This is a genomic window from Chryseobacterium sp. KMC2, from assembly GCF_016756935.1.
Lineage (GTDB): Bacteria > Bacteroidota > Bacteroidia > Flavobacteriales > Weeksellaceae > Chryseobacterium > Chryseobacterium rhizosphaerae.
On sequence record NZ_JAESIT010000011.1, the window covers coordinates 78,114 to 101,573 of the forward strand.

General features: G+C 35.4%; 22 protein-coding genes. 16 read left to right on the top strand and 6 right to left on the bottom strand.

Features of this window, described 5'->3' with window-relative positions; genetic code table 11:
* Nucleotides 1-16 precede the first annotated feature (16 nt).
* Nucleotides 17-2,083: a protein-disulfide reductase DsbD family protein gene (locus JML65_RS14275; RefSeq protein WP_202271223.1), complete on the bottom strand. Its 2,067-nt coding sequence runs from the start codon at nt 2,081-2,083 to the stop codon at nt 17-19.
* A complete protein-coding gene (tilS, locus tag JML65_RS14280) occupies nt 2,073-3,422 on the bottom strand; it encodes a tRNA lysidine(34) synthetase TilS (protein ID WP_202271224.1) in 1,350 nt (449 codons plus the stop codon). The genes JML65_RS14275 and tilS overlap by 11 nt, the downstream gene beginning before the upstream one ends.
* Before the next feature lie 87 nt (nt 3,423-3,509).
* On the opposite strand from tilS, the gene JML65_RS14285 reads away from it, so the two are divergent.
* Together JML65_RS14285 and JML65_RS14290 are read left to right on the top strand one after the other, a co-directional pair.
* The gene (locus tag JML65_RS14285) at nt 3,510-4,343 is read left to right on the top strand and encodes an OmpA family protein (RefSeq protein WP_047488785.1); all 834 of its coding nucleotides are present in this window, start codon (nt 3,510-3,512) and stop codon (nt 4,341-4,343) included.
* Between the two features lie 341 nt (nt 4,344-4,684).
* On the top strand, nt 4,685-7,180 hold the full coding sequence (locus tag JML65_RS14290; RefSeq protein ID WP_202271225.1) for a M1 family metallopeptidase: 2,496 nt from the start codon (nt 4,685-4,687) through the stop codon (nt 7,178-7,180).
* A 127-nt stretch (nt 7,181-7,307) separates the two neighbouring features.
* Here JML65_RS14290 and JML65_RS14295 read toward each other — a convergent pair whose 3' ends face one another.
* Nucleotides 7,308-7,463 (bottom strand): hypothetical protein, encoded by a 156-nt coding sequence (locus JML65_RS14295; RefSeq protein WP_156126049.1) that lies wholly within the window; start codon nt 7,461-7,463, stop codon nt 7,308-7,310.
* A gap of 349 nt (nt 7,464-7,812) precedes the next feature.
* Here JML65_RS14295 and JML65_RS24125 point away from each other — a divergent pair, with 349 nt between their 5' ends.
* From JML65_RS24125 to JML65_RS14315, 5 genes are all read left to right on the top strand, one after another.
* Nucleotides 7,813-7,965, top strand: coding sequence for a CCPGW family putative bacteriocin (locus tag JML65_RS24125; RefSeq protein ID WP_410493782.1), 153 nt, complete (start codon nt 7,813-7,815; stop codon nt 7,963-7,965).
* 135 nt (nt 7,966-8,100) lie between these two features.
* Nucleotides 8,101-8,748: an O-methyltransferase gene (locus tag JML65_RS14300; protein ID WP_202271226.1), complete on the top strand. Its 648-nt coding sequence runs from the start codon at nt 8,101-8,103 to the stop codon at nt 8,746-8,748.
* 98 nt (nt 8,749-8,846) lie between these two features.
* On the top strand, nt 8,847-9,563 hold the full coding sequence (locus JML65_RS14305) for a C40 family peptidase (RefSeq protein ID WP_047488801.1): 717 nt from the start codon (nt 8,847-8,849) through the stop codon (nt 9,561-9,563).
* A 3-nt stretch (nt 9,564-9,566) separates the two neighbouring features.
* Complete coding sequence (locus tag JML65_RS14310; protein ID WP_202271227.1) at nt 9,567-10,037, top strand: DUF1648 domain-containing protein; 471 nt, start codon at nt 9,567-9,569, stop codon at nt 10,035-10,037.
* A 57-nt stretch (nt 10,038-10,094) separates the two neighbouring features.
* A complete protein-coding gene (locus JML65_RS14315) occupies nt 10,095-11,288 on the top strand; it encodes a 3-deoxy-D-manno-octulosonic acid transferase (protein WP_410669507.1) in 1,194 nt (397 codons plus the stop codon).
* Here the strand turns inward: JML65_RS14315 and JML65_RS14320 are convergent.
* The 3 genes from JML65_RS14320 to JML65_RS14330 are packed head-to-tail and all read right to left on the bottom strand — an operon-like array spanning nt 11,280 to nt 13,663.
* The gene (locus JML65_RS14320; protein ID WP_202271229.1) at nt 11,280-11,906 is read right to left on the bottom strand and encodes a deoxyuridine 5'-triphosphate nucleotidohydrolase; all 627 of its coding nucleotides are present in this window, start codon (nt 11,904-11,906) and stop codon (nt 11,280-11,282) included. The two genes, JML65_RS14315 and JML65_RS14320, sit on opposite strands and share 9 nt — an antisense overlap.
* Nucleotides 11,906-12,661: a glycosyltransferase family 2 protein gene (locus JML65_RS14325; protein WP_047488809.1), complete on the bottom strand. Its 756-nt coding sequence runs from the start codon at nt 12,659-12,661 to the stop codon at nt 11,906-11,908. The genes JML65_RS14320 and JML65_RS14325 overlap by 1 nt, the downstream gene beginning before the upstream one ends.
* Before the next feature lie 24 nt (nt 12,662-12,685).
* Nucleotides 12,686-13,663, bottom strand: coding sequence for an acyltransferase family protein (locus JML65_RS14330; protein WP_202271230.1), 978 nt, complete (start codon nt 13,661-13,663; stop codon nt 12,686-12,688).
* Between the two features lie 201 nt (nt 13,664-13,864).
* Between JML65_RS14330 and JML65_RS14335 the strand changes: the two genes are divergently transcribed.
* The 9 genes from JML65_RS14335 (at nt 13,865) to JML65_RS14375 (ending at nt 23,437) form a co-directional block, all read left to right on the top strand.
* Nucleotides 13,865-14,341, top strand: coding sequence for a lipocalin family protein (locus tag JML65_RS14335; protein WP_047488812.1), 477 nt, complete (start codon nt 13,865-13,867; stop codon nt 14,339-14,341).
* A 180-nt stretch (nt 14,342-14,521) separates the two neighbouring features.
* A complete protein-coding gene (leuS, locus tag JML65_RS14340) occupies nt 14,522-17,335 on the top strand; it encodes a leucine--tRNA ligase (RefSeq protein WP_202271231.1) in 2,814 nt (937 codons plus the stop codon).
* Between the two features lie 240 nt (nt 17,336-17,575).
* On the top strand, nt 17,576-18,439 hold the full coding sequence (locus JML65_RS14345) for a MotA/TolQ/ExbB proton channel family protein (protein ID WP_047488818.1): 864 nt from the start codon (nt 17,576-17,578) through the stop codon (nt 18,437-18,439).
* Nucleotides 18,440-18,500: 61 nt separating this feature from the next.
* Nucleotides 18,501-19,103, top strand: coding sequence for an ExbD/TolR family protein (locus tag JML65_RS14350; protein WP_047488820.1), 603 nt, complete (start codon nt 18,501-18,503; stop codon nt 19,101-19,103).
* A gap of 13 nt (nt 19,104-19,116) precedes the next feature.
* On the top strand, nt 19,117-19,689 hold the full coding sequence (locus JML65_RS14355; protein ID WP_047488822.1) for an ExbD/TolR family protein: 573 nt from the start codon (nt 19,117-19,119) through the stop codon (nt 19,687-19,689).
* Nucleotides 19,690-19,714: 25 nt separating this feature from the next.
* Nucleotides 19,715-20,557 (top strand): energy transducer TonB, encoded by an 843-nt coding sequence (locus tag JML65_RS14360; RefSeq protein WP_047488826.1) that lies wholly within the window; start codon nt 19,715-19,717, stop codon nt 20,555-20,557.
* A gap of 77 nt (nt 20,558-20,634) precedes the next feature.
* Entirely contained in the window at nt 20,635-20,832 is a 198-nt protein-coding gene (locus tag JML65_RS14365; RefSeq protein WP_174772373.1) for a DUF308 domain-containing protein, read from the top strand.
* A complete protein-coding gene (locus tag JML65_RS14370) occupies nt 20,822-21,694 on the top strand; it encodes a PstS family phosphate ABC transporter substrate-binding protein (protein ID WP_047488833.1) in 873 nt (290 codons plus the stop codon). Before JML65_RS14365 ends, JML65_RS14370 begins: the two co-directional genes overlap by 11 nt.
* 90 nt (nt 21,695-21,784) lie before the next feature.
* A complete protein-coding gene (locus tag JML65_RS14375; protein ID WP_202271232.1) occupies nt 21,785-23,437 on the top strand; it encodes a tetratricopeptide repeat protein in 1,653 nt (550 codons plus the stop codon).
* Nucleotides 23,438-23,460 lie beyond the last annotated feature (23 nt).

Below are 23,460 nucleotides of genomic sequence, written 5' to 3' on the forward strand. Positions count from 1 at the left end.
TATTATAAAGTAGTATCTATTTAGTCTTCTTGAAAAAATCTACTCCGCATTCTAAGAATTTTTTGAAATCCTCTTTTGGCATATATCCGGAAACAGGGGTATTGATCACTTTTCCGTCAGGAGTTATTAAAACATAGTGAGGCTGAGAGTTATTATTAAAGTTAACTTGTTGGAATAAGCTCCATCTGTCACCAATTGTTTTTACTTTTTTAATCTGTCCTTCTCCAAGGTCTATTTTAGTTTTTTGATCTTCAGGAAGCTCTTCTTTATCATCTACATATAAAGAAGCTAATACTACGTCATTTTGTAATATTGGTAGAATATCCGGTTCACTCCAGACAAATTCTTCCATTTTTCTACAGTTTTCACAACCGTATCCTGTGAAGTCAATTAAGATTGGTTTGTTTTCCTTTTTAGCAATTTCAATAGCTTTGAAAAAATCATGCTCCGGATGCATTCCTAAAATCCCATCTTTTTCATCGTGGAAATAGCTAACATTCAATGGAGGTAAAATACCACTTAGCAGCTGAAGTTTAGGACGCTCAGAAGGAATTAATCCCTGGATCAGATAAATGACAAATCCAAAACCTAATACCCCAAGGATCTTTCTGGTGATAGAGATCTTTGGTTTTTTATCATCATGCGGGAATTTGATCAGCCCGAATAAATATAAAGCAAGCCCTAGAGCAATAATGATCCAGATAGCAATGAAAAGCTCTCTTTTTAAGAAGAAAGTTTTGGAAACCAAATCCGCCTTGGATAAGAATTTTAAAGCTAATGCCAATTCTACGAATCCTAAAACAACTTTCACGGTATTCATCCATCCTCCTGATTTTGGAAGACTTTGTAAGGCCTGTGGGAATAAAGCCAATAACCCAAATACAATGGCCCAAGCCAACCCAAATCCTGCTAATGCAAAAGTCAGCAGCATAGGAACATTGGAAGATCCTGTTACCGCACTTCCCAGTAAACTTCCTAAAATAGGTCCTGTACAAGAGAAAGAAACGATCACCAGTGTAAGTGCCATAAAGAAGATTCCGATGATCCCTCCGGCTTCTTCTGCTTTAGAAGATTTATTGGCAATAGAACTTGGTAATGTTATATCATAATACCCGAAGAAACTTCCGGCAAAGAAAATAAAGATGATAAAGAAGGCAATATTCAGCCATACACTTGTAGAAATCTCATTGAAGATATTTCCGGCAATCCCGTCAATAATATGGAAAGGAATACTTAATAAGACAAAAATAAGAAGAATGAAAAATCCGTAGATAATGGCATCTCTTTTTCCTTTTGCTTTATCTTTACTTCCCTTGGTAAAGAAGGAAACCGTTAGTGGAATCATAGGGAAAACACAAGGTGTTAACAAGGCAATTAAACCTCCGATGAATCCTAAGAACAGGTAGGTCCAGTAATTTTCTTCTATTTTTGTAGACGCTGTACCACAGTCAGTTAATGGGTTTTTGAAATCTAATGTTTCAATTTTCAGCTGTTTAGGGTCTAATTTTGAAACTTCTGAAACGGTAACTTCCTGTTTTGGAGTATTCTCAGTAACTGTTTCAACGGTTTTTACTGAGTCTTTTACTGCCAGAGGTGTTTCTTCAACAGCCTCTTCAGTAGCCCCATTTGGAGTTACTTTTTGGTTAAATTCTAAAGTATTGGGAGCTAAACAAACCCTGTCGTCACAAGTCTGATACGTAATCTCCGAAGTAACATCTGCAGGTTTTGTAGGATCTTTTAATTTGAACTTCTGTTTGAAGCCGGCCGAATTGGAATAGAAAACAATAGTTCCTCCAAAAGCCTCAGAAAATTCTTCGTGCTTTTTACCGACCTCGGTAAATTTACCGATCAGTTCGATATTTTTTCCTGAAACTTTATACTCAGTTGGAATTCCGGTGTCTTCCGGTAAATCTTTTGAGTAAATATGCCAGCCTTTTTCCATGGTGGCATTCAAAACCGCTTCATACTGGTTATTTCCCAGATCGTTGATGGTGAATTTAAACTTTACAGGATTTTTTATCTGTGCATTAATTCCTGTCGCTAAAAATAGTAGAATTAATAAAAACCAATTTCTAAATTTCATTTTTCGTTTCATTAAAAATTTTGAGACTCCATTTTGTTTTCTCATCCTTTGTATATTTTCTGTCCTGTCTGAGAGGAAGTATTCCAAGTACGGAATTATTGCTGTCGGCCAGTATCCAAATTTTTTGCCTCGCTAAAATAGATAATTTTTCGTCCCTAAAAAATTTAGAAACTTTCTTTTTTCCTGAAAACCCGATAGGATAAAACTCATCACCATCCTGCTGCTTTCTCAGGCGTAGTGGAAACTGAAGTTTTTCAGCATCAAAATCCCATTCAAAATCCTTATTGATTCCATCAATCTCTTCAATAGTGTTTTTGAGGTCAAGATTGATTTGATCTTCAGAAAAATTAAAATGATCAATCAGGATAATTTCATCGGTAGACTTTTGCTCTTTATTTCGGTCAATAAATATCAATTCGTCACGGTTGATGACCAGTTGGTATTCTTTTGAAAAAAAAGAACTGTTGTTTTCAGCTGTGAAAATTTTAGGGATTTCTTCTTCCTGAGTAAATCCATATTTCTTTAAAATTTCAAACTTTATGAAATCGCTTTCCTGATCCAGCTTTTCCTTTGATAAGATTTTATAGTCTTGGTTAAATAGGGAAAGCTTATTTTCTATTTCTTCAACCTGTTTTCGAACAAAATCTTTAGTTTGATTCAGGTAGAAAGAACTTTTTTTAAAGTTTTCCAAAAAGTGATCATTGGTCTCCATGAGTTGGGGAACAATTTCATTTCTGATCTTATTTCTTAAATAATCACTTTTTTTATTGGATAGATCCTCACGGAATTCAATATGGTTTTCCTCGGCAAACTGATAAATTTCTTTTTTGGAAAAAGTTAAGAGTGGACGGAGAATATGATTGTCATGAGAAGGAATACCGCTCAGTCCATTAATACCAGCTGCTTTGGAAAGATTAATAATAAAAGTTTCCAGCTGATCGTTGAGGTGATGCGCGGTAACCAGAAATTCAAGCTTTTCCTGATTCTGAATTTCTTTAAAAAAATGATAGCGGAGTTCTCTTGCCCAAAGCTGAATAGAGTGGTCCGGTTTTTTATCTTTTTCAGAAACTTCATACAGATGAAACTTTATATGATTTTTCTCACAAAAATCCTGAACTACTTTCTGATCCAGATCAGAATCTTTACCACGAAGTTTATAATTGATGTGAGCGACCTGTATGTCACACTTTTTATCTTGTCCATTATCCCGCAAATCCTGAAATAATGAGGCCAGAACCATAGAATCTGCACCTCCGCTTACCGCCAGAAGGTAGGAGTGTTTTTCAGGTTGATCAACAAGGTTTTCTAATTGATTTTTAAAGCTTGGTTTTTTCAACATATACGTTGAGAATTTCTTTTATGCAAAGATAACCGATATAATTCAATTGAATTTTCCTAACTTTGATTGGTCTAAAAATGATTATTTATGAAGATTTTAAAAATTTTAGCAGTTTCTGCAATGGCGCTGGGTATGACATCTTGTGTAAGCAAGAAACAATACGATGCCCTGAGCACAAACTATAAGCAGTGTATTGAAAATATCGGAGAAAGACAAAGAGAAATTCAGGATTTGAAATCTCAGAATTCTGCATTGACAGGTGAGAATAGCCTACTGAAAAGCCAGCATGATGCGTTGAAATCATCGCTGGATGCATGTCTTTCAAATACAGGAAAAAGCTCTGCGAACATCGATAAATTGGTAAGTGAAATCAACTCTTCAAATTCATACATCAAACAATTGATTTCAAACAATGCTAAAAATGACAGCTTGAATCTGGCGTTGTCTAACAAGCTGAAGAGATCTTTAGATAATGTATCTGATGAAGATGTACAGGTGAAAGTACTGAAAGGTGTAGTGATGATCTCACTTTCAGATAAAATGTTATACAAAACAGGAGATTACAATATCTTACCTGCAGCTCAGGAAGTACTTGGTAAAGTAGCAAAAGTAATCAATGATTATGATAAATATTCTGTACTGATAGAAGGTAATACAGATAATGCTCCATTAAACTCTCCAAATTTACCTAGAGATAACTGGGATCTTTCTGCATTGAGAGGAACTTCTGTAGCTAAAGTCCTTCAGACTCAGTTTGGAGTAGACCCTGCGAGAATGACCGCGGGAGGACGTTCTGAATATAATCCTAAAGCTACAAACATGAGTGTTTCCGGTAGAGGTGAAAACAGAAGAACAGAAATCATCATTATGCCTAAGCTTGATGAATTTATGAAGCTGATGGATATCGCTCCAAAGAAATAATTAAATCAATTATAATATAACAGTAAATCCCGAAGAAATTCGGGATTTATTTTTTATACACCAAGATTATCTTCTATCAAAAGTAGATGGTGTAAGAATGCTTTCAAAGATGGAAATAGGGAGTTTTGCTTTTTGTGTAACTTTTAAAGTGATCACACTACCTATTTGATATAAAGAAATTGATGTCGAAAATCAATTGGATACATTGAGCCTGTTGGCTTTCTTTTAAAAATAGAAAGAGTTCTGAAAATAGTTGAAATAAACAGGAAAACTGAGAAATGGAGAGTGCATTTACTGATCAGAAATTACTTAATATGCCAGACCATAGAAAACAATAACACATGAAAAAAATTATTTTATCGCTAAGCATGGTAACCATTTTTTTTTCCGGAAAAGTTTTTGCCCAAACAGAAACCTCCGGAAGGAAAAAAATCTATAGAGCTACACATACAAAAAGAACGGAGCTTAAGCATACAAAGCTGAAAGTAAATTTTGATTATCAGAAAGAAGAGATGAACGGAGAAGAATGGCTTACCGCTTCACCTTATTTTTATCCGTCTGATTCACTGACACTGGATGCTAAAGGAATGCTGATCCACGAGGTGGCTATGGATAAAGAAGGACGTAAATCTCCATTACAATATGAGTACAAAAATAATATCCTGAGCATTCGATTAGATAAGACCTATCTCAAAAATCAGGAGTATACGGTTTATATAAAATATACTTCCCGCCCGAAGGAAGTAGAGAAACAGGGAAGTCCGGCAAAAGGCTTATATTTTATCAATGCTCAGAGTACGGATCAGAATAATCTGCCTCAAATCTGGACGGATGGGGAAACAGAATATTCTTCAGCCTGGTTTCCCACTATAGATAAGCCCAACCAAAAAACCACCCAGGAAATCTATATGACAGTTCCGGATAAATATGTTAGTCTTTCTAACGGAGTTTTAAAAGATTCCCGAAAAGAACCTAATGCTATGAGAACGGATCATTGGGTAATGGATAAAAGGCATTCTGTATATCTTGCTTTTATGGGGGTAGGTGATTATGCAATTGTGAAGGATCAGTGGAAAAATATTCCTATAGATTATTATATAGAAAAGGAATATGAGCCTTATGCAAAGCAAATCTATGGTCATACTCCTGAAATGATGGCGTTTTTCTCTAAAAAACTAGGCTATGATTATCCCTGGATGAAATATGCACAAATCTCGGGAAGAGATTATCCAAGTGCAGCCATGGAAAATACTACCGCCACTTTACACAATACACAGGTATTGCAGAAACCTGGACAGCTGGCAGATGAAAACCGGTGGGAAAATATTATAGCACATGAATTATTTCATCATTGGTTTGGTGATCTGGTAACAGCGGAAAGCTGGAGTAATCTTACCGTAAATGAATCATTTGCGAATTATTCTGAATATTTATGGTATGAATATAAGCATGGAAAGGATCAGGCAGATTATCATTTAATGTCAGAAATCAATAAGTATATCCATAGCCCTTCAGATTTTCAGAAAGATCTTGTAAGGTTTGATTATGATTCCTCCGAGGATGTTTTTGATTTAGTATCGTATCAAAAGGGAGGGGGGATTCTTCACATGCTTAGAAATTATCTGGGTGATGAAGCTTTTTTCGCCGGAATGACCGATTATTTAAAAACCTATGAATATCAAAATGCAGAGGCCGAGCAATTGAGGCTGTCATTTGAGAGAATATCAGGAAAAGACCTGAATTGGTTTTTCAATCAATGGTATTATGGCAGTGGAAATCCTCAATTAAACTACTCCTATACTTTTGAGCCCGTAAAAAAGCAAGTGGAAGTTACAGTCAATCAGTCTCAGGAAAAAGAGTTTGAGTTTCCTTTAGCCATTGATATTTATGACAATGGGAAGCCGGTACGGCAAAATGTATGGGTTGCTGCCAAAGCGAAAAATACTTTTAGCTTTAATGTTTCTAAAAATCCGGATGTAGTCAATATAAATGCAGACGGAATATTGGTTTCCGAGATTACGGATAAGAAAACTGCTGCGCAATATCTAATGCAATTCGTTAACTCTAAAGAATTTTCAAGTCGTTATAAAGCATTGACAGGCATAAAAGAGAATCTGGATGATCCTGCATCTATCAAATTATTATCTGCCGCCCTTAAAGATCCTTTCTTCAGAATCCGTATCAAAGCATTGGAAATACTAGATGTTTCCAAGCCTGAGCAGGGGAAAATATTAATTCCTGATATTGAAAAATTAGCAGCCAATGATCCTAAAACATTGGTGCAGGCAGCCGCTATTTCAGCGTTAGCAAAAACAAAGAATAAAAAGTATTTTCCTTTATTTGAAAAGGGATTGAATGCTACGTCCAATGCCGTAAAAGGAAGTGCGTGGCTAGCCATGATAACAGTAGAGCCTTCAAAAGCAGATGATTTGGCGGATAAAATTGATCTTTCCGATGCGTCCAAAGATATGCTTATTAAAATGATTCCCATTGTTGTTAAAAATAAAGTGACCTCCCAAATGAAGAATATTACTTCTATTGTGGCATTTTATCCGTTTATTAAGCCTCAGAATCCGGAACTGGGAAAATCTTCTGAGGAAGGCTTTAATTGGATTATGACTTCTGATAATGCAGAAGCTACGGAGGGTATTGTTAGAATTTTAAGTCAGGCAAAAACTGAGATGTTAAAAAATGCACAAGCCAAAGCGATGGTTTCTCAGATGTTGAAAGAAGGGCTGGCAAAAAAAATGGAATTTCTGAAACTGAATCCGCAAAAAGCTGAAAGTGTCAATAAACAGATCACGGCTCTGAATAAAATAATAGAAGAGTATAAATGATAGTTGTGAAAAGATATTTTAAGATAAGGGAGAAATCAACCAGAGAAATAAAAATCAAAGGTAATTACTATTTACCTTCAAGATCTATATAAAAAAATCCCGAAGTAATTCGGGATATGTTTTTTAATCAAATTAATTCTTCCTTTTTTAGGAGAGAAATAATTTTTTGCAAAAATGAATTGGATATTTCAGTCTTCGTTTTTTTTGCAGAAGAGGGTGTCTTACTTTTCAGTAAAACATTTTTTTGATTCTCACGGTTAGTTTGTTTTTCTTCTGCAATCATTTTCGTAGTGTTTTTACCCTTTGTTCTACTCGCAAAATTATACATATTGTAGCAGCAAAAACATCCGTATTTTCACGGTATTTTATATGGGGATTTTCCTGATAACTCGATCATGTCTATAGCGATTTCTGAATAGAATCTAGAAAACAAAATTCCCATGAAACGTATTTGCTCAAGATACTTTGTGTAAAAAATTAACAAAAACACAAGTAATTATGTTTTAAATTACATTGAATCATGTTATTAGTTAATGAATATTGTGTATATTTAAATCTCCATAAAAGGAAATATAATACAGAGGTATCCGAAAATCTTAAAGAGTAGGAAAATAATACTAAACAAAATAAATATGAAAAATTCAAAAAAACTTTCAAGAGAACAGATGAAAGAAGTACAAGGTGCTATCCGTTGGTGCAACCCTCAGATTATTTGTCGCGTTACAGAAGACTGCTGCGAAGGATGGGTATGTGGTACACCTGGTCAGTACTGTATAGCTTACTAATGATTTCTTCTACCTGGAAGCAAGTATATAAAGAGAGATTGATTTCTCTCTTTTTTTGTTTTGTACATGGAATAGAAACAAGGGTTGCTCAAAAAGAAATTTTAAAATCCTTAAATTTGTTTAAATTAAATTTTTATGAGTTTTTTTGAAGAAAAGAATCCTGAAATGGACAGGTATTTGGAGGCACATGCTTCTTCAGAATCAGAAATACTGAAAAAGCTGAGACGCGAAACCTATCAGAAAACGACACAGCCCCATATGATTTCAGGATATCAGCAAGGAAGACTTTTAACCATTATTTCCCAAATGCTCAAACCACAAAATGTTTTGGAAATAGGAACATTTACAGGATATGCTACATTGTGTCTGGCAACAGGACTTGCTAAAGATGGAAAAATTACAACATTGGATGTGAATGAAGATCTTGCCTATCTGCCAAAGAAATATTTTGAGACAAGTGAATATGCCAGTCAGATTGAATTCAGGCTTCAGGATGCTAAAGAGTTTTTGAAAGAAACAGATGAGGTTTTTGATCTTATTTTTGTGGATGCTGATAAAGAAAATTATGCAGACTATTTTAGACTCATTAAACCCAGAACGAAATCCGGATCGGTAATCATGTTTGATAATGTCTTGTGGTATGGAAAAGTACTGGAAGAAAACCCAAAGCAGAAATCTACGCAGTCTATTAAAGAATTAAATGATTTAGCGGCAAAAGATGAAGATTTCGAAAATCTTATTTTACCTTTGCGTGATGGAGTAAATTTTCTGAGAAGAAAATAAATTAAAAGATTTAAAAATTAAAAAAAATAAAAGATTTTACGGAATCTGATTCTTTAATCTTTAAATCATTCAATCTTTTAATCTTTTAATCTTAATGAATGAATAAAGGAATTTGTATTGTTACAGTAGCACCGGTCCGTGCTGAAAATTCTGACAAAGCGGAAATTGTTACGGAAATATTGTTTGGGGAAAGTGCTGATATTTTGGAGGTTAATAAAAACTGGACAAAAATAAAAATGCACTATGATGGTTATGAGGGATGGATGGACACAAAACAGTTAAAGCCTGTAACAGATGAAGAGCTTGCCAACAGAAAAGTTACTATCGTTACTGAAGACTTTTCTTCGGTACTCATGAACGACGGTAAAACTTTGCTGTCTATGGGTTCTGAAGTGGAATTTCCTGCCGTAGCTTCAAAAAGAAGCCATGACCTAAGGGAAAGTATTGCCTTAGCAGCACGTGAATTCCTTAATGTACCTTATTTATGGGGTGGTAAAAGTTTCTTTGCCGTAGATTGCTCTGGTTTTACGCAGTTGATTTATAAAATTCATGATATAAAATTACCAAGAGATGCTTCTCAGCAGGCTGAAGTAGGAGAAGCTCTTACTTTTGTGGAAGAAACACAGCCTGGAGATCTTGCCTTTTTTGAAAATGCTGAAGGAAAGATTATCCACGTAGGGATTATGCTGGAAAATCAAAAAATTATCCATGCCTCAGGAAAGGTGAGAATTGATACATTGGACTCCACAGGGATCTTTAATAAAGAAATGAATAAACATACCCATAAGTTAAGAGTACTTAAAAGTGTTATTTAAAATATGAAAATTTCCAGCATATTATTAATTGTAAATACACTATTGCTTATTGCAATTTGGGTCTTTACCGGAATTAAATATGCTGCATTACCAGAGATGGTTCCTACTCATTTTGACTTTCAGGGAAATGTAGATGGAGAATCCGGAAAAATCGCGATCTGGGCCCTTCCGTGTATTGCTACTTTTATTGCTGTTCTTTTTGTTGGATTATCCAGAGATCCCAATTCTACTTTACTGAACGTTCCTAAAAGTTTTCGTAATAAAGAGACTTTAGAGCTGTACATGTTTTCCCTGCAGTTTCCTGTAATGCTTTTACTTTTAGATATTATTATTGAGAGTGTTCGGGTAGCGGAGGGTAAGCAGACTGAGCTCAGTAATGTCATTTTTTTTATTCTAGGATTGCTGTTTACAGTGATTGGAGTAGGATTAGTGAAATCAATTCAGGAGAGATTCACAAAGAAATCTAACGATTAAATCAAATCAAAATTGAAACTGATTTACAACATATTTATTAGCCTTCTCATTTTCGGAATGAAGGTTTTTTCTTTGATTAATGATAAAGCTAAAAAAGGCGTTGAGGGTAGAAAGCAGTCTTTGAATAAAGTAAAAGCTGCGTTTTCAAAAGAAGACAGAGTAATCTGGATGCATGCCGCTAGTTTGGGAGAATATGAGCAGGGATTACCGGTTTTGGAACAACTAAAAGAAAGACTGCCGGATCATAAAATTCTGGTGACGTTCTTTTCTCCGTCGGGTTATGAAAATGTTGTTAAAAAGAAACATATCGCAGATGTAATCTGCTATCTCCCTTTTGATAAAAAAAATACTGTAAAAGACTTTGTATCACAGTTTAATACTCAACTGTTTTTTACGGTGAAGTATGATTATTGGTATAATCTGCTGGCAGAGCTTAAGAATAAAAATGCAAAAGTTTATGTGATTTCTGCATTATTCTACGAAAGGCAATCTTTCTTTACTTCTTATGGAAAATGGTTTGTAAAACAACTTCAGAGAAATGTAGATTGGTTTTTTCACCAGACTAAGTTTTCCCTTGCTCTTGCTAAAAGTGTAGGTTTAGTAAAATCTTCAGTAACGGGAGATACCAGATTCGATCGGGTCAGACAGCTTAGGCTACGCGACAATCATGTAGATTATATTGCCGATTTCATAGGGAATAATAAAGCAATTGTTTTTGGAAGCTCATGGCAGGCCGAGGAAAAAATTGCAGCAACGGTATTCCGAAAAAATTACGGATTAAAACTGATTTTAGCGCCTCATGACTTGAAAAGAGTGGAGCATTTAAAAAATATTTTCCCTGAAGCATTGTTGTATAGTGAAATACAGACTTCTCCAGCCACAAATCTGAATACTCAACTCTTAATTATAGACAGCATAGGTTTATTGTCCAAGTTGTATTCCTATGCAGATGTTGCCGTAGTGGGAGGCGGTTTTCATGATGCAGGACTGCATAATATTCTGGAGGCAGCAACATTTGGTATTCCTGTTATTTTTGGGAATCGGTATAAGAAGAATCCTGAAGCAGATGATCTTATTTCTGTAGAAGGAGGAAGATCTTTTGCTGATGAAGCTACTGCTGCAGAATTTGTCTTATTTCTTGCCAATGAGGATAACAAAGAAGAATTGGAAACCATGTCTCAGAATGCCCAGAAATTCGTCGACGGAAAGCCTAATTCTACAGAAATAATCCTTCAGAAAATCCTATCTTAAAAATCCCTGGCTTTTGATCTCTTTCATAATTGTTTCAAGATCCTCGGGAATTTTTTCACATTCAAGCCAGTTGATATCAAGACCATTATTGATGCAGAGCTTTTGCAGGTAGTGATTTTCAGAAATTTTATGTTGAGTGTCTCTCAGGAGTTCATCAATTTCCATCCAATAGTCTTCATCCAGCTTTTTAGCTAAAATCAGATACTTAAATATTTTATTAATAATGTAAAGATACAGCTTGTAGACATTATCAAATCTCTGCCTGCTGAGGTCTTCATTATATTCTAAAATGGCATTGATCATCAGTAGATTAAGAGAAATATCTCCAAATTTATCCGTGGTGATCTTTACATGTTCTGTAACTTCTGCACTTATTTTACGGATAATGGTCAGGAAATACTTGGCATTGCCAATATATTTTGAGGCTAAAAGAACCTTTTCCGCCACTTCTTTTTCCATTGCATTTCTTTTATCATCCGTGGTTTCAGGATCAATAAGTTCGAAATATAATTTTTTAGACAACAGTTTGTCCTTTTTTAAAAGTCTGAAAATAAGTTTATCCTTATCCGTGCTGGAAAAAGCACTCAGCGCTATTTTAAATTCTTTTGAATACTCCATTAATTAAAAATCTTTGAATACTTTAAAAATCCGTTTACTGCCCAGTTGACAGTATAATACAATGATTTTACAGTAGAAAAGCCCATGAAATCCTTATAGACTAAATATTGGTCTTTGATAATGTCCTTTTTCTTTCTGGAAACACTGTTTTCACGCATTCTGTATTTCGCCATTGTTTTGTTGATGGGCATTCCTTCAGGAATTACTTTCAAAAGGTTCAGCCACATCACATGATCCTCACGTTTACTTTTTACCGGGAATAAAAATTTCCCTACTCTTTTGGTATCATACATGGTTGAAACCGGGGCCAGTCTGCATGTTTTCAGAAGATTTGAAAAAGTGACTACTGTGTCTGCCATAAAATCTTTTAATATAGGCTTTAGATGCTCATCACATCGGGAGTAATTGCAGTACACAAGCTCTGCATTATGTTCCTGCATATAATCAGTCATGGTTTCTATATATTCCGGATACCAGTAATCATCAGAATCAAGAAAAGCAATATATCTTCCCTGAGCTCTTTCAAGACTTTTATTTCTGGCATTTCCTGCGCCACCGTTTTTTTCCAATACCAGTAATTTTATTCTGGGATCATTGTACTTTCTGAGGATTTCTACCGTATTATCTTTAGAAAGGTCATCCGTGATCAGCCATTCCCAGTTGTCATAGGTTTGATTAAGAACAGATTGTATAGTTTCTTCAATGAATTCTGCAGAATTATAACAGGGAGTGATGATGGAGACAAGGTCTTTCATTTGTGGTTTTAAATATGTTCAAAATTATAAAAATCTTTTTTCATAAAAGTGCCAGGAAGAAACTCCTATTCCAATTACGGTCAGCATACAGATAATACCCATTACATAAGGATTATAATCTTCAAAGAGTCCTAAGGTCTGGAATACCCGGATAACAGGGAAGTGGAATATATAAATGCCGTACGTAAAGTCTCCGTATTTTCCGAAGTTATTCAGGAATTTAAAAGAGTAGGCAATATACAGTACAATAATGCTGATCATGATAGGAGAGAACAGTTTTATTTTAAAAATAAGATCTATCCATACAGTGATTATAGCGATTATAAAAAGTGTATGCTTGTGCTGAATGAATTTGTTGAAATTAAAATACAAAAGCATCCCGCCAATGAAATAACATAATGATCCGGGTAATTGTCTTGATATGGCTGGTTTTCCTGTCATTTCAAAATAATTAAGAAATACCAGTGACAGAAAATACAGGACAATCAGACTTACATTTCTGTATTTATTGTTTTTTCCGAAGAATAAAAACATGAAGGGAACGGCAATATAGAAGCACATTTCTATTTTAAGGGTCCACAATGCACCATTTACAGCCTGGTTGCCAAATACCCCGGGAAGCCATGGTGATTTAAAATTCATGAAAATCGAATTCCAGAACCAATATTTGTAGACCTGTGCATTGCCGAAATATTCAGAAAATGGCAGCTTACTTACAAGGCTTAGTAAAACTGTGCAGAGAAATACCACCAATAAATAGGCAGGCACGATTCTGTTGAACCTTTTTTTTGCATAGCTTTTTAAGCTGGAAGATCTTTCATAACTTCTTGCAATTAAAAAACCACTGACGATAAAAAACGAAAAAACCGCGACTTCTACTGGGCTGTGTTCTAAAAATTTAAGTTGAGGAGAGACGCTTAAGGCGCCTAAATGTCCCACAAATACAATGAACGCCAGGAGAACACGGATAAAGTCAAAATTATTTTTCGTTATATCTTGCATTTTTTTCTTTCTTACCTACAAAAATAACTTTTTTAATAAAATAGAGAGCTTTTCGAAGGTTCAATATTTGTTAAATAAAGGCAATATCGTCCTTAAGTGTTTAAAAAAATGTATAAATAAAGGTTGACTCAATAATTTTTCACAAAAAATAGTAATATAAATCAAAAAAATTATAATTTTAGCCCTTGAAAAAATTGATCTATGAAGAAATTAGCACTACTATTTGCCGGGTTATCATTATTTGTAGCTACCGGATGTAATGATGATAAAGATCCTGTCATGGAGGCACCTATTGTGGGGGTCTGGCAGCCTTTAAAGGAAGTGGTTACCACCGTGGAAGTAAATGAGCAGCCGGTTTCGGATGTTATTACTTATTCCACATGTCAGAAAGAATCCAGATGGAGATTCAATACTGACGTTCTGGGCAAAAGAACTGACTGGGGAGATACAGCTACACCAGGGCAGTGTGCTATTATTTCTGATAAAAATTTCACCTATACTTATGATAAAAGCAGTAAATCTGTACAGATAAAGTATCAGGGGATTGTAGAGCCGGTTACTGCAAAAGTGGTTACCCTCGATGCTACAACGCTCAATCTAGCAGTAAGAGAAGAAACACAGGATCCGACTGTATTTAAAACAAGAACCTATACTTTCAAGAGAATTCCTCAGCCTTAATAAGTATACTTCAAGATATAAAACAGATCTCATCCCAGGATGAGATTTTTTTGTTGGGTACCGATTGGTAATTAATAATAAATTAAATTTTTATTTCTTTTAAAATCATTAATTTTGTGAATCTTGTTAAAAGAAAATGACATTCAATAGTTAAAGTCTAACATATAACATATATATAAAGTGTTTTACGATCATCAGCAGATAGAAAAAAAGTGGCAGAAATACTGGGAGGAAAATCAAACCTATAAAACTTCCAATAACACAGATAAACCTAAATTTTATGTACTCGATATGTTTCCGTATCCATCCGGGGCAGGGCTTCACGTAGGTCACCCGCTTGGATATATTGCTTCGGATATCTATGCGAGATATAAGAGACACCAGGGGTTTAACGTTCTCCACCCGGTAGGATATGATAGCTTTGGGCTTCCTGCTGAGCAGTATGCAATCCAGACAGGACAGCATCCGGCAATCACTACAGAACAAAATATCAACAGATACGAAGAGCAATTAAGAAAAATTGGATTTTCATTCGATTGGAGCAGAGAAGTAAGAACGTCTGATGCTTCTTATTATAAATGGACACAGTGGATTTTTATCCAACTGTACCACTCTTGGTATAATAAAAATACAGATAAGGCAGAAGCTATAGATACCTTAATCAAACATTTTGAAGAAAAAGGTACAGAAGGGCTGAATGCCAATCAAAATGATGAACTTAGCTTTACCGCAGAAGAATGGGTGAATGCTTCTGATGTGGATAAAGAAGATATCTTATTAAATTACCGTCTTTCTTACAGAGCAGAAACAACGGTGAACTGGTGTCCTGCTTTGGGAACCGTGTTGGCAAATGATGAGGTAAAAGACGGAAAGTCTGAAAGAGGTGGTTTCCCTGTATTCCAGAAAAAAATGATGCAGTGGAGTATGAGAATCTCTGCCTACTCTGAAAGATTGTTACAAGGACTTACCCAATTGGATTGGCCACAGCCTCTGAAAGATGCCCAGGAATACTGGATTGGAAAATCTCAGGGTGCTCAGGTGAAATTTCAGGTAGAAGGTCATGATGAGATCGTTGAAGTTTTCACCACAAGACCTGATACTATTTTTGGTGCCACTTTTATGGTGTTGGCTCCGGAGAATCCATTAGTGGAAACCATTACTACAGCTGCCCAAAAAGTGGAAGTAGATACTTATATAGAAGAAACTTCCAAAAAAACAGAAAGAGACAGAATGGCTGACGTGAAAAACGTGAGCGGAGCTTTTACCGGAAGTTATGCAGTAAATCCTTTCAGTAATGAGAAGATGCCGATCTATATTTCAGATTATGTATTGATGGGATATGGAACAGGAGCTGTAATGGCTGTACCTGCCCATGATGAACGTGACCACAGATTTGCTAAGAAATTTAACCTGGAAATTAAAAAAGTGGTGGAGACTGAAGAAGACGTTCAGGAGAAATCTTTTGATTCTAAAGATTCTGTCTGTGTCAATTCTGATTTCCTAAACGGACTGCATTATAATGATGCCAAGTCGAAAATGATTTCAGAAATCGAAAACAGAGGAATTGGTCATGGAACAACAAACTACAGACAGCGTGATGCCATTTTCTCAAGACAGCGTTATTGGGGAGAACCTGTTCCTATATATTATAAGGAAGGGATGCCATATACGTTACCGGTTTCTGCTTTACCATTGGAACTGCCAGAAGTTGAAAAATATTTACCTACTGAAGATGGAGATCCTCCATTAGGAAATGCAAAAGTATTTGCGTGGGATGAGGCAAACCAAAAAGTGGTCTCTACAGATTTAATTGATGATCAAACTATTTTCCCAATAGAATTGTCTACCATGCCGGGTTGGGCTGGAAGCTCATGGTATTTCCTTAGATATATGGATTCTCAGAATGACGGAGAGTTCTGTGCAAAGGACCTTTCAGATTATTGGGGACAGGTAGACTTATATATAGGAGGTAGTGAGCATGCAACAGGACACTTGTTATATTCCCGTTTCTGGAATATGTTCTTAAAAGACAGAGGTTGGATCAACCATAATGAACCTTTCCAAAAACTGATCAACCAGGGGATGATTTTAGGAATGAGTGCTTTTGTATACAGAATAGACGGAACCAATCAATATGTTTCTAAAAATCTGGCAGCCGATTATAAGACTCAGCAAATCCATGTTGATGTATCCTTATTAAAAGGAACTTCTGATGAATTGGATACAGAAGCGTTCAAAGCATGGAGACCAGACTATGCCAATGCAGAGTTTATTTTAGAAGATGGAAAATACATCACAGACCGTGAAGTAGAAAAAATGTCCAAATCAAAATACAATGTAGTTAACCCGGACGATATCTGTGAAGAATATGGAGCAGACGGTTTAAGACTGTATGAAATGTTCCTGGGACCTTTAGAACAATCTAAGCCTTGGAATACACAGGGGCTAAGTGGAGTCTATGGTTTCCTTAAGAAATTCTGGAATCTGTATTTTAACGGAGATGTATTTGAAGTTTCTGAGGAAGAACCTACCAAGGCAGAATATAAAGTTTTGCATACCTTAATAAAGAAGGTAGTTTTTGATATTGAGAATTTCTCTTTCAATACTTCGGTGTCATCATTTATGATCGCTGTAAACGAGCTACAGAAAATAAAATGCAACAAACGCAATATATTGGAACCATTAGCCGTTATCATTTCTCCGTATGCACCTCACATCTGTGAAGAGCTTTGGAGCTTACTGGGACACGCTACATCTATCGAATTTGAAAGATTTCCGGCATTAAATGAAGAATATCTTGTTGAAGATGAAATTGAATATCCGGTAAGTGTAAATGGTAAAATGAAGTTCAAAATTTCCCTTTCTGCTCAATTATCTGCTAAGGAGGTGGAAGATTTGGTGATTTCAAATGAAAAAATGCAACAGATTTTGGAAGGTAAAACCCCTAAAAAAATCATTGTTGTCCCTCACCGTATTGTGAATATCGTAATTTAAAAAAAAATTAACATTGGGAAATTAAAAAAAATGGGGTGCTAATTTTTTTGATTTTTTAACTCAAATGTTAAATTTGGAAAAAATATATAAAATATCTAAGAATAATTATTATTTTAAAATCGTATTAATTTTTCTTTATCAAAAAAAAGCAAAATGTTTAATTAAGACTCTTGCATTTTAATTAATTTTGCCTTTAATTTACACCCTGTAAAAATTTAAAACAATATAATTTAGTTAAATATGGAAATGAATGTTTCAAAAAATGATGAGCAAGTAGTTGCTAGAAAAGCGGGAGGTTTAAATCCAGCTGTTATTATTCCTATTCTATTTGCTATAGGAATTTGTATTTATTTATTCGTTCTTGGTAACCCAGGAAACTTTAAAGATGCAGACAAACTAGGTAGTGGTTCTGTAGCTTTCTCAAGTGTTGAAGGAAAAGACATTCACCCAGAGTCGTTTTTAGGTATTATCTACAAAGGAGGGGTTATTGTACCAATCTTGATTACTTTCATGATTACGGTAATTGTTTTCTCTTTTGAAAGATATTTCGTACTTGGTAAAGCTGCCGGAAAAGGAAACTTAGACAACTTCGTTGTACAAGTAAGAAGCTTACTAAACCAAAACAAAATTGATGAAGCTCTTGAAGAGTGCGACAGACAACAAGGTTCAGTAGGTAACGTAGTAAAAGAAGGTCTTACTACTTACAAAGCTCTTTCTCACGATACAACTTTAAATAAAGAGCAGAAAATGGTAGCTCTTAACAAAGCTATCGAAGAAGCTACTACTCTTGAGATGCCAATGCTTGAGAAAAACATGATGATCCTTTCTACTTTAGGTACGGTTGCTACGCTAATCGCACTTTTAGGAACGGTAATCGGGATGATCAAGGCATTCTTCGCATTAGGTTCAGGAGGAGGTACTCCAGATGCTGCTGCACTTTCTACAGGTATCTCTGAAGCATTGATTAACACGGCTTTAGGTATTGGTACTTCAGCAATCGCTATTATCCTTTATAACTTCTTTACTTCTAAAATTGATGGATTAACTTACAAGATCGACGAGATCTCTATGAGTATCCAACAGTCTTTTGCTGAATTCAACTAAGAATTAGCAAGGTATTTGCATTGGCAATTAAAAGAAGTTTAATTAAAAATATTTTATAATAATGGCGAGAGTCAAACCAAAAAGACATGGAGTAGTGACGGATATGACCGCGATGTGTGACGTTGCGTTCCTACTACTTACATTCTTTATCTTGACCACTCAGTTTAAAAAACCTGACGTGGAGCAGATTAAACCGCCATCTTCAATATCAGAGAAGTTACTTCCTGACGCAAGTTTGATGACTATCAACGCTACTCCAGACGGAAAATTTTATTTCCAGCCAGTAGAAAATGCATCAGAGAGATTACAGCTTTTAGACAAAATGGGCCAAAAGTATAATATTACTTTTGACAACAAACAAAAAGCATCATTTCAGAAAGTACAAGCTATTGGGGTTCCTATGAACCAACTGAAAAGCTATCTCGATTTGTCAGATGAGGAGCAGAAAAATTTCAAGAGTCCTAAAGGGATTCCTATGGATAGTACAAATAAGCAGTTAGTTGACTGGGTACAGCAGAGTTTGAGCGTAAATCCTGATTACAAATTAGCAATCAAGGGTGATGTTACGACTCAGTATCCTAAAGTTAAAAGCCTATTTGAAGGTTTAAGAGATATTGATTTTCTTAAATTCTGGTTGATTACATCACAAGAAGGTAAACCATAATATATCATTAGAAATGGCAGAAGTACAAGTACAGGAAAAAGGCGGCAAAGGCGGCAAAGTACGTTCCAAGAAGCAGAATACCAGAGTCGATATGACTCCTATGGTGGACTTGGGTTTTCTATTGATTACCTTCTTTATGTTCACAACCACATTTAGTAAACCGAATGTAATGGATTTGGGTCTTCCGGCTAAACCTAAAAAGGATCAACCGAAACCACCTCCAACAGAAATTAAACTTTCTAACTCAATTTCCTTATTATTGGGTAAAGACAATAGGATTTTTTGGCATCAGCAGGATAATACTTCTTTAACTGATCAGAATCTTAATGAAACTTCTTTCGATAGAGAAGGGATTAGAAAAGTAATTGAGCAGGCAAGAGCAAACGCGGCAGATAAAACGAAATTTACTGTTATTATCAAACCGACTGACGATGCTGTATATAAGAACTTTGTAGATATTCTTGACGAAATGGCAATTACCAAAAGTGAGCAATACGGGGTAACCGATGTGAAGCCTTGGGAGCTAGCCGTTTATAATAAGAAGGTTGGTAACTCTGGAGCTCCTGCAGCACCAGCAACAAAGTAATTTAACCATAAAATTGTAAAAATCTATGGCAGATGAAAATGTATACAATCAGAATCTTACTTTAGACGAGATTGTATTTGAAAATAGAAACAAGGAATATGGTGCCTACGATCTTAGACATCAGTATCCGAGACTTCTGACAAAATCATTTATTGTTGGAACGGCATTATTCCTGGTTGCGGCATTGTCTCCTTTTATTTATCTTACCATTAAGAGACTTACTGAGCCACCTAAGCAAGAAGTGAAGGCAGACTTGGTAGAAATTCTTCAGGAAGATAAAATTATTGAGCAGCCAAAAGAAGAAGAACCACCTCCACCACCTCCACCTCCAAAAGAAGAGGAGAAAATTGAGGTAATTCAGAACGTGGTTCCTGAGCCTGTAAAAGCTCCGAAAATTGAAACTCCACCACCACCGATTTCTAAGCAGTTGGAAACAACAACTGGTTTGAACAATCAGGAGGGGGTTAAAGCTCCGGCTTATACGCCACCACCGCCACCACCATCTACAGGTACTAAAGCTAGTACTGTGGAAGTAAAAGCGAATAATCCTAACGAGATCTACAAAGATGTAGACCAGTCTGCAGAATATCCTGGAGGTATGGGTGCACTAAGAAAGTTCTTAGGGGATAACTTCGATACTTCTCTAATGGAAGGAGGTGAAGGTACGCTTAAAGCTAAGCTTAAGTTCGTTGTAGAAAGAGACGGAACTGTTTCTGGTGTTACTATTGAAGAGAAATCTCCAAATGGCGACTTTAACAGTGAAGCGATTCGTGTAGTTAAGAAACTTAAAAAGTGGACTCCAGCGAAAAGAAATGGAGAAAGCGTTAGATCTTACTATAGCGTTCCATTTACTATGAACTTTGAATAATTAGACTTATTTATTCATAATATAAATAAAAAGAGAGGCATATGCTTCTCTTTTTATTTTTTTTGTATTTTTGTTACATGATGTTCAATTGGTTATCCCTGGTTACGGGATTGTTTTATATCGTTTTAGGAATTGTAGTCATTATCTATAAATTCTTTTTTACAATTTTGGAACCTGCTATTGCCTATGCAATGGGAACTGTTCTGATTATTTATGGAATTTTCAGGATTTACAGGGCGATTTCAAAAATTAAAAAATCGAAGAATGAAGAATAGTTTTAAGATTGTAGTTGTTTTTATTCTGAGTATAATGCTCATCAACTGCAAAAAGGAAGAGAAATCTCCGTCTTACAATAAAGGTGACCTTACAATTTTTACCGACGAATCTTTTCAAAGTGTTACAGAAGCATTGGCCGACGGCTACATGATCAATTATCCGGAAACACGTATTAAAGTTGCTACAAAAAAAGAGGATTTAGGCCTTCTTGACCTCCTGAATGGGAAGGCAAAGGTTATTGTAATGTCGAGAAACCTGACTACAGAGGAAGTGAAAACTTACGAAGAGAGAACTGATTTAAAGTTCTTACCCTCAAAGTTTGCAGCGGATGCAGTGGTTTTTGTAGTTCCTAAAAATTCTCCCAAGGAAAGCATTTCAATGGAAGAGATTAATGAGGGAATGTTATCAGAGAACAAAAATTTTATTTTCGATGGTACGAATTCCAGTAATTTGAATTTTGTTGCTGAAAAGCTGAAAAAACAGCCGAAAGATCTTAAGTTTTCAATTATTCCCGGGAATAAGAAAATCATAGAAGAATTAGGCCAGTATCCTGATAAAATTGGAGTGGTGGGATTAAATACCTTTAGCCGCCCTTACGATAAAGCTTCTGAAAAATTAAGAGAAATGGTTAAGGTGCTTCCTGTAGTACAGAAAGGGAAGCAGTACACTCCTGATTTTGAGGGGCTTCGTTCAATGGAATATCCATTTACAAGAGTTCTTTATTTTCTGGCAAATGAAGGTAATTTTAACATCGCTAACGGATTTATGAGATTTTCATGTACTCATTTGGGGCAGAAAATTGTTCAGAAAGAAGGTTTACAGCCTTATAACGTATACCGTAGAGAGGTACAAATGCGTTAAAAATTATTAAATTCACAATATACCCTATCAAAAAGTATTATTTTGGTCTGAAAATTGTGTAGAATATAACTCAAATATTAGAAATATAAAATGAAAGATATAATGAATATGAATGTAAAGAAAATTGCTTTTGGAGCAGCTGTGGTATTTTTTGCCGGTTTTACCTCTGCACAAACACTGCAGGATGGTATCAACAGTATAGACAGTGATAAATTTGCTCAGGCAAAAACTAACTTCACTGACATGATCACTAAAGAGCCTACTGCTGAGAACTACTTCTATTTAGGAAATACTTTCTTAAGACAGGGTGAACCAGACTATGCTAAAGCTATTGAAAGCTTTAACAAAGGGGTAGCTGCTGACGGAAAGAGTTATCTTAACAAGATTGGTTTAGCTGCTGTAAAACTAGGTAAAGGTGATAAAAGTGCTATTGCTGAAATTCAGAAAGTAGTAACCGATTCAAGAGAAAAAGATGCTGAAGTACTGTTCAGAGCTGCTGAAGCATTAACATTATTTGAAAAAAACAGTTCTCCTGATCTTGCTATTCAGTTCCTGACTAAAGCGATTGAAAAAGCAGAGAAAAAAGGAGTTCCTGCACATTACTATTATACATTAGGAGATGCTTACAGATTGAAAAGAATGCCTGGAGATGCTATGTCAGCGTATGATAAAGCATTACCATTGGCTAAGAACAAAGCGTCTGTTTATACGAGAATGGCTACCTTATGGATGGCTGCTCAACAATGGCAACAAGCTAAGCAGAACATTGATAAAGCTATCGGTGTAGATGCTACTTATGCGCCTGCATATAAAGCGCTTGCATCTTACGATATCAGATATCAGCAAAATGCTAAGGCTACACAAGACCTTATCAACTATACAAAATATGCTGATGAAGATCCATATACTCAGTTAGAAATTGCTAAATTATATTTCACTAACGAAGATTATACAAACTCTAAAACAGTATTGGATAAAATCTTTGATAAAATTGAAGATCCTATCAAATTCAAATTAAGAGCTTACCAGTCTTATGCTGATGGAAACTATGCTGAAGCAAAACAAAATATGGATACTTTTGTTTCTCAGGCAGAAAAAACAAGAGTATTACCTGCAGATCAAGGTTTACAGGGACTTATTGCTGCTGGATTAGCAAAAACAGAAACTGATGCTGCTAAAAAATCTGCTTTAACTACTGAATCTCAACAAAAAATTGCTATTGCAAAAGCTGCTAAAGATGAGACCATGAAGTGGGATCTTGAATTAGCTAATATTGCAGGAGGTGGTGGTGCTTCTCAGACAGAAGCGGATAAAGGACCAACTAACCCGACTATTGAAGGTTTGAAAAAGCAAGTTGCAGCTAATGCTCAGGATTCTGATGCTTTATTTAAATTAGCAACCGCTTACCAGGATGTTAAAAACTGGAATGGAGCAATTCTTACTTGGCAGAAAATGAGTGCACTTCTTCCAGATTGGGCACCTGCTTATTACAGCCAGGGATATTCTTACCAACAGGCTGGAAATAACGAGGCAGCAAAAATTGCTTACGAGAAGTTTATTTCTACTGTGAAACCTGCTGATCAGGAAGCTAACAAGCAGACTCTAGCTTATGCTTACTTTGCTGTAGCGTACATGAATAAAGATTCTGATGCTGCAAAAGCTAAAGATTATGTAGCAAAATCATTACAGCTTGATCCTACATATCAGGATGCTGTAAAATTAAATGCAGAAATCAATAAGTAATTTAAAATTTAAATTATAGATAT

Bases quoted from the DNA above. Each gene is read 5' to 3' on its own strand.
- JML65_RS14275 (WP_202271223.1), bottom strand. From the start codon at position 2,083: ATGAAATTTAGAAATTGGTTTTTATTAATTCTACTATTTTTAGCGACA.
- tilS (WP_202271224.1), bottom strand. From the start codon at position 3,422: ATGTTGAAAAAACCAAGCTTTAAAAATCAATTAGAAAACCTTGTTGAT.
- JML65_RS14285 (WP_047488785.1), top strand. From the start codon at position 3,510: ATGAAGATTTTAAAAATTTTAGCAGTTTCTGCAATGGCGCTGGGTATG.
- JML65_RS14290 (WP_202271225.1), top strand. From the start codon at position 4,685: ATGAAAAAAATTATTTTATCGCTAAGCATGGTAACCATTTTTTTTTCC.
- JML65_RS14295 (WP_156126049.1), bottom strand. From the start codon at position 7,463: ATGATTGCAGAAGAAAAACAAACTAACCGTGAGAATCAAAAAAATGTT.
- JML65_RS24125 (WP_410493782.1), top strand. From the start codon at position 7,813: ATGAAAAATTCAAAAAAACTTTCAAGAGAACAGATGAAAGAAGTACAA.
- JML65_RS14300 (WP_202271226.1), top strand. From the start codon at position 8,101: ATGAGTTTTTTTGAAGAAAAGAATCCTGAAATGGACAGGTATTTGGAG.
- JML65_RS14305 (WP_047488801.1), top strand. From the start codon at position 8,847: ATGAATAAAGGAATTTGTATTGTTACAGTAGCACCGGTCCGTGCTGAA.
- JML65_RS14310 (WP_202271227.1), top strand. From the start codon at position 9,567: ATGAAAATTTCCAGCATATTATTAATTGTAAATACACTATTGCTTATT.
- JML65_RS14315 (WP_410669507.1), top strand. From the start codon at position 10,095: ATGAAGGTTTTTTCTTTGATTAATGATAAAGCTAAAAAAGGCGTTGAG.
- JML65_RS14320 (WP_202271229.1), bottom strand. From the start codon at position 11,906: ATGGAGTATTCAAAAGAATTTAAAATAGCGCTGAGTGCTTTTTCCAGC.
- JML65_RS14325 (WP_047488809.1), bottom strand. From the start codon at position 12,661: ATGAAAGACCTTGTCTCCATCATCACTCCCTGTTATAATTCTGCAGAA.
- JML65_RS14330 (WP_202271230.1), bottom strand. From the start codon at position 13,663: ATGCAAGATATAACGAAAAATAATTTTGACTTTATCCGTGTTCTCCTG.
- JML65_RS14335 (WP_047488812.1), top strand. From the start codon at position 13,865: ATGAAGAAATTAGCACTACTATTTGCCGGGTTATCATTATTTGTAGCT.
- JML65_RS14345 (WP_047488818.1), top strand. From the start codon at position 17,576: ATGGAAATGAATGTTTCAAAAAATGATGAGCAAGTAGTTGCTAGAAAA.
- JML65_RS14350 (WP_047488820.1), top strand. From the start codon at position 18,501: ATGGCGAGAGTCAAACCAAAAAGACATGGAGTAGTGACGGATATGACC.
- JML65_RS14355 (WP_047488822.1), top strand. From the start codon at position 19,117: ATGGCAGAAGTACAAGTACAGGAAAAAGGCGGCAAAGGCGGCAAAGTA.
- JML65_RS14360 (WP_047488826.1), top strand. From the start codon at position 19,715: ATGGCAGATGAAAATGTATACAATCAGAATCTTACTTTAGACGAGATT.
- JML65_RS14365 (WP_174772373.1), top strand. From the start codon at position 20,635: ATGATGTTCAATTGGTTATCCCTGGTTACGGGATTGTTTTATATCGTT.
- JML65_RS14370 (WP_047488833.1), top strand. From the start codon at position 20,822: ATGAAGAATAGTTTTAAGATTGTAGTTGTTTTTATTCTGAGTATAATG.
- JML65_RS14375 (WP_202271232.1), top strand. From the start codon at position 21,785: ATGAAAGATATAATGAATATGAATGTAAAGAAAATTGCTTTTGGAGCA.